A 4,097-nucleotide genomic window follows, 5' to 3' on the forward strand; every position below is an offset into this window, starting at 1 on the left:
ACCAGCCAGGAACCGAGTATAGAGCGCAGTATCGCCAACCTGGTGCTGGCCCCGGATGGAACGGTTACTTTATACATCCTGGGGCAGCCGGTCATGATCAAAGGAGGACCTTATGGATGATTCCCTGACTCCTGAGGAAGTGGCCATCCTGATCCAGGCCCGCCAGATTCAGAGAAAAAAAGGGCTGGACAAGGACTTTGATGCCTCGGATGTCTGTCAAAGAGCCGGGATATCCCGTAAAACCGGATACGAATGGGTCAGAAAACATATCCCGAGGGCAACGGTACAGACGAGGGGGAATTCAGCCAGCTGAAAAGAACCATAGAGTGCTCCTGGGGACAGGCCCTCACTTATTTTTGTCTCAGCTATCAATCCCTGGGGGTAGAAACCAAAATGAATACTTACCTTCTGTCCTTGTTTTCGGGAGTGAAAAAGATCTTGAGTTTGCGAACCACAGGATTTTTGGCGTCGGCAAAAAAATCGTAAGGGGCTCTTTTGAGTTTGCGCCATTTTCGGATGCAGGAAGGAGTCTTGTTCTGTTTTAAACTTTGTTCCTGATTTAACTGTTTTTGCCTGTATTCTTCAACAAGACCCATAAAATACCTGGAGCAGTGTTCAGGATCTATCTCTGAATCGTCACTGAGCCTCCAGTCCTGATAATCATAGCCAAACTCTTTGAGCCATGGGGTTATGGCCGGCTTTAGAACCTGGACATCCTCCTGGGTGAACCAGACCCTCCAGCTGTCGGAACTCTTGGATCGGGCAACCCGCTTGAGTCTGTCCGGCACCCTGGCTTTGCCGGTGATGTTTATACCCAGAAACTTCTGAAGGGGGGAATAGTTTTCAGCGACAAAATCCTCGTATTTGTATACCAGGCTGCCATTCATACCTGACAGGTACTGATGCAGAAGCCGCATTGAGTTGTTGATCTGTTTTTTTTGTTTCTTTATCTCAATTTTTTTTCCTGAAAACTCGCTTAGTCTTCTCAAAATCTCCAGGTAAGAAATCTTTGCAGGGTGGGCCTCTTTTTCTTCAAGACACTGTCGGACCTTGTTCACGTAATCGTCTTGATCCAGTAGATCGGAGTGGTACTGGGAGTACAACAGAGCACTGATCAAACGGTCCCTGGGGTCCCGGATGATGGTTATTTTGTAGTCAAAACAATTAAATGAATCCACGGTCAGTTGCGGGCGGATGAGTACTTTGGCCAGTACGTCCCGCTTTTCATTCACCAGGTCTGCTGGGCATTCGTCAGCCTCGAAGACAATCCTGGGTCTTTTGCCGAAGGAGTTGAAGAGCAGGTAAAGCAAACCTGTCGTACCGGACTTGGGAAGTCCGGCAATCAAAATTTTCATGTAAAACCTCTTCTTTTTTTAAGCTGGAAGGGGACTGGCTCTTTTGCCGCCGGATAGTCTGCCTATTTTACGGTTTGAGGTCGGCAAAAGTGCCTGTCCCCGGGGGCCCGAATTCATTTTTACTGTTTTTCAGGGAAAAAGCTTAAAGGGGACTGGCTCTTTTGCCGCCGGATAGTCTGCCTATTTTACGGTTTGAGGTCGGCAAAAGTGCCTGTCCCCGGGGCCCCAAATTCATTTGTGCTGTTTTTCAGGGAAAAGTCCTCAAACTGCAGAGTCAGGTTGGGGTTGTAGCCCGGATCTCTGTAGAGAATATGTCCCCATTTCTCTTTGATATAATCCTGTTCTTTCTGAAGCAGAAGCTTCTTTTTAGGTGTATCAGCAGTTCCGCGGCTCTTGGATTCATGATGATAAAGCCTGGCAAAAGGTGTCCAGAGATTGCGGTACCCGGCACGGCGGACCTTGAGGCACAGGTCCACATCGTTGTATGCCACTGCCAGATCAGCCTCCAGTCCTCCCGCCTCTTGAAAGACCTCTTTTCGCATCACCAGACACGCCCCGGTTACAGCGCTCAGGTTCTGGACCAGGTTTAGACGCATTTCATAGCCTGGGTGGTTGCCAAAATAAAATCTGTGGGAGTGACCGGCCACCCCCATAATACCAAGTATTATACCCCCATGCTGTATTGTGCCGTCAGGATAATAGAGTTTGGCTCCCACGCAGCCGATGTCAGGCCTGTTGGCCTGGGAAACCATCTCAGTCAGCCAGTCTGAATGCATTACCTCAATATCGTTGTTTAAAAGCGCTAGCATGCCCCCTTTTGCCCGGTCTGCCGCGTGGTTGTTAATAAGAGAATAATTGAAGGGGCTGTTCCAGGTCAAGACTGTGATCAGAGGATGCCTGCGGTAACCGTCCAGCAGGCTTAAAGCAGCTTTCTGCCGGCTCTGGTTGTCCACAATCAAAATCTCAAATCCTGGATAATCCGTATTTTCCAGGATGGATGTCACGCACTTTTCAAGGTACTCAGCCTGATCCCTTGTAGGTATAATAATTGATACCATAGGAGGAGCCGGAAGGGCGTATCTGATTCTCCATGTGCCGGGAAATGGCCCTGATTCTACTGCTGCATTTTGTTTTTTTAGCTGAAGCCACATGTCCAGCTTCCTGCTGTAATCCGGACTATTTGCAGCAGCATCCTGGCTTCTATGATAAAGTACCTGCGTAATATGCTCCACCTGATGAGCACTTATCATGGCGGTACAGGCAAGGAGCATACTGTAACTGCATTTTATATCTGTATCCCATCCTGAGTGAGAAGCCGACAGCAGGGTTTTTCGATCCAGGGCAGCCATGCAAAAGATGTAGTTGTGCGACAGAAGGAGATCCGGGTTCCAGTCAGGCTTGAATGAAGGCTGTACCCGCCTGCCCTGCTGGTCAAGGTGGTCATGATCACTATAGATAAGACAGGCCGCAGGATTTTTCCGGCAGGTCTCAAGCACCTGCTCCAGTGCATTGGGAGCTAGAGCGTCTCCAGGGTATACCGGTACCAGAAAACGTCCCCGGGCACGGGATGGAAGTTCCCGGGCTTCTATAAGCCTGATTTTCTGGTATTCAGAAAATTTGTGCACAACTTTTTCAAGATCAGGACGATTCTCTGGACTGCAAACCAGAAATATTTCCTCTGGAGGTCTTGTCTGGCTGGTCACAGAGTTCAGTGTCCGGAACAGATACTTCTCTTGTGCACTGTCAACAGGAATATATACTGTGAAAAACTCACCATCGCTTAAAGTAAAATTCTTGCTTGTCTTTGAAAGGCTCTTTTGATTATGATTGAGCATTGGCTCGTGGTTGACAATCCAGGTCTGGTACCCGAGAAAGCCATGGTCCAGATGTCGAAAAAAAGTCTGGTCGTAACGTGTTTTAAGCTGGGGTGTTGAGCCGATAATGCTCATGATCTCCCTGTGGTCCATGCTCTGGAATTCAGGATCTCTGGCCTTGAGCCTGGCCAGCATGAGCTCACGGGCATAAAAAGGGAGCAGGCGCACGAAACGCAGATGATTTACAATAAAACCAATATCCGGACCTTTTCTGCCTTCCACCGGATAAAGCCGCATGTTGCGGCATTGACGTCCTATATGGATAATTCTCTTGGTCTGCCTGTCATTGGTATAGGGTAGAAAAGCCTCAACAGTATCATTGCCGACGCCGTAATCCATGAGTATCAAAGCGTTGCCGGCTGTGGTGCTGCTTGTGACCCTGAGTTCCACCATGTACCATCCAGGAAGAAGCAGAGGGTCCTTAATCTCAAGGCATGGCTCGCAATCATGGGCAACAACACTGAACAGCCCGGTATTGTTGTTTTTTTTGAGTTCAGACTTGGGCACAAGTCCAGGCTGCCTCATAGTCAGGGAGCGCAGCGGCCTGCACAGTCCATGTATGATATTCGCCAGAAAAGGGTTCATTCGAATTTTACCTGAATCATCCCCGGAGAAAACCTGAGTAATAATAAGTTATCAGTTAACAGAGAACAATTAACTAATGCTGGCCTTGCCCGCAACCCAGATAAGAAAAGAGTTTTTAGCCCACCCCAGTTGAATGGAAGAGATTCAACGGGGCAGGCAGAGCACCCCGGTTAAATGCGCTACGCTGTCCTTCGGAATTTAACGGGGCAAGCACCCCAGTGAAATCCGTCCCAGTGAAACCCCCTTTGGGGAGTCCCATGGGACTGTTTCACGGGATAAACTG

General features: G+C 48.8%; 3 protein-coding genes. 1 reads left to right on the plus strand and 2 read right to left on the minus strand.

Translation table 11 applies throughout. The features are described from left to right. Positions 1-112 precede the first annotated feature (112 nt). Positions 113-313 carry a hypothetical protein gene (locus tag QZP87_RS03600; RefSeq protein WP_291321549.1) on the plus strand — a complete coding sequence of 67 codons (201 nt, stop codon included), beginning with the start codon at positions 113-115 and terminating at the stop codon, positions 311-313. Between the two features lie 88 nt (positions 314-401). Here the strand turns inward: QZP87_RS03600 and QZP87_RS03605 are convergent, their stop codons facing one another. Both QZP87_RS03605 and QZP87_RS03610 read right to left on the minus strand, forming a co-directional pair. Further along, the gene (locus QZP87_RS03605; protein ID WP_291321550.1) at positions 402-1,355 is read right to left on the minus strand and encodes a hypothetical protein; all 954 of its coding nucleotides are present in this window, start codon (positions 1,353-1,355) and stop codon (positions 402-404) included. A 185-nt stretch (positions 1,356-1,540) separates the two neighbouring features. Further along, positions 1,541-3,814 (minus strand): glycosyltransferase family 2 protein, encoded by a 2,274-nt coding sequence (locus QZP87_RS03610; protein WP_291321551.1) that lies wholly within the window; start codon positions 3,812-3,814, stop codon positions 1,541-1,543. Between the last annotated feature and the right edge of the window lie 283 nt (positions 3,815-4,097).

The sequence above is a fragment of the Desulfonatronospira sp. genome, from assembly GCA_003563255.1.
In the GTDB taxonomy this organism is placed as follows: Bacteria; Desulfobacterota; Desulfovibrionia; order Desulfovibrionales; family Desulfonatronovibrionaceae; genus Desulfonatronospira.

What these genes read in the sequence shown, in the direction of transcription:
- QZP87_RS03600 (WP_291321549.1), top strand. Translation starts at nt 113, where the DNA reads ATGGATGATTCCCTGACTCCTGAGGAAGTGGCCATCCTGATCCAGGCC.
- QZP87_RS03605 (WP_291321550.1), bottom strand. Translation starts at nt 1,355, where the DNA reads ATGAAAATTTTGATTGCCGGACTTCCCAAGTCCGGTACGACAGGTTTG.
- QZP87_RS03610 (WP_291321551.1), bottom strand. Translation starts at nt 3,814, where the DNA reads ATGAACCCTTTTCTGGCGAATATCATACATGGACTGTGCAGGCCGCTG.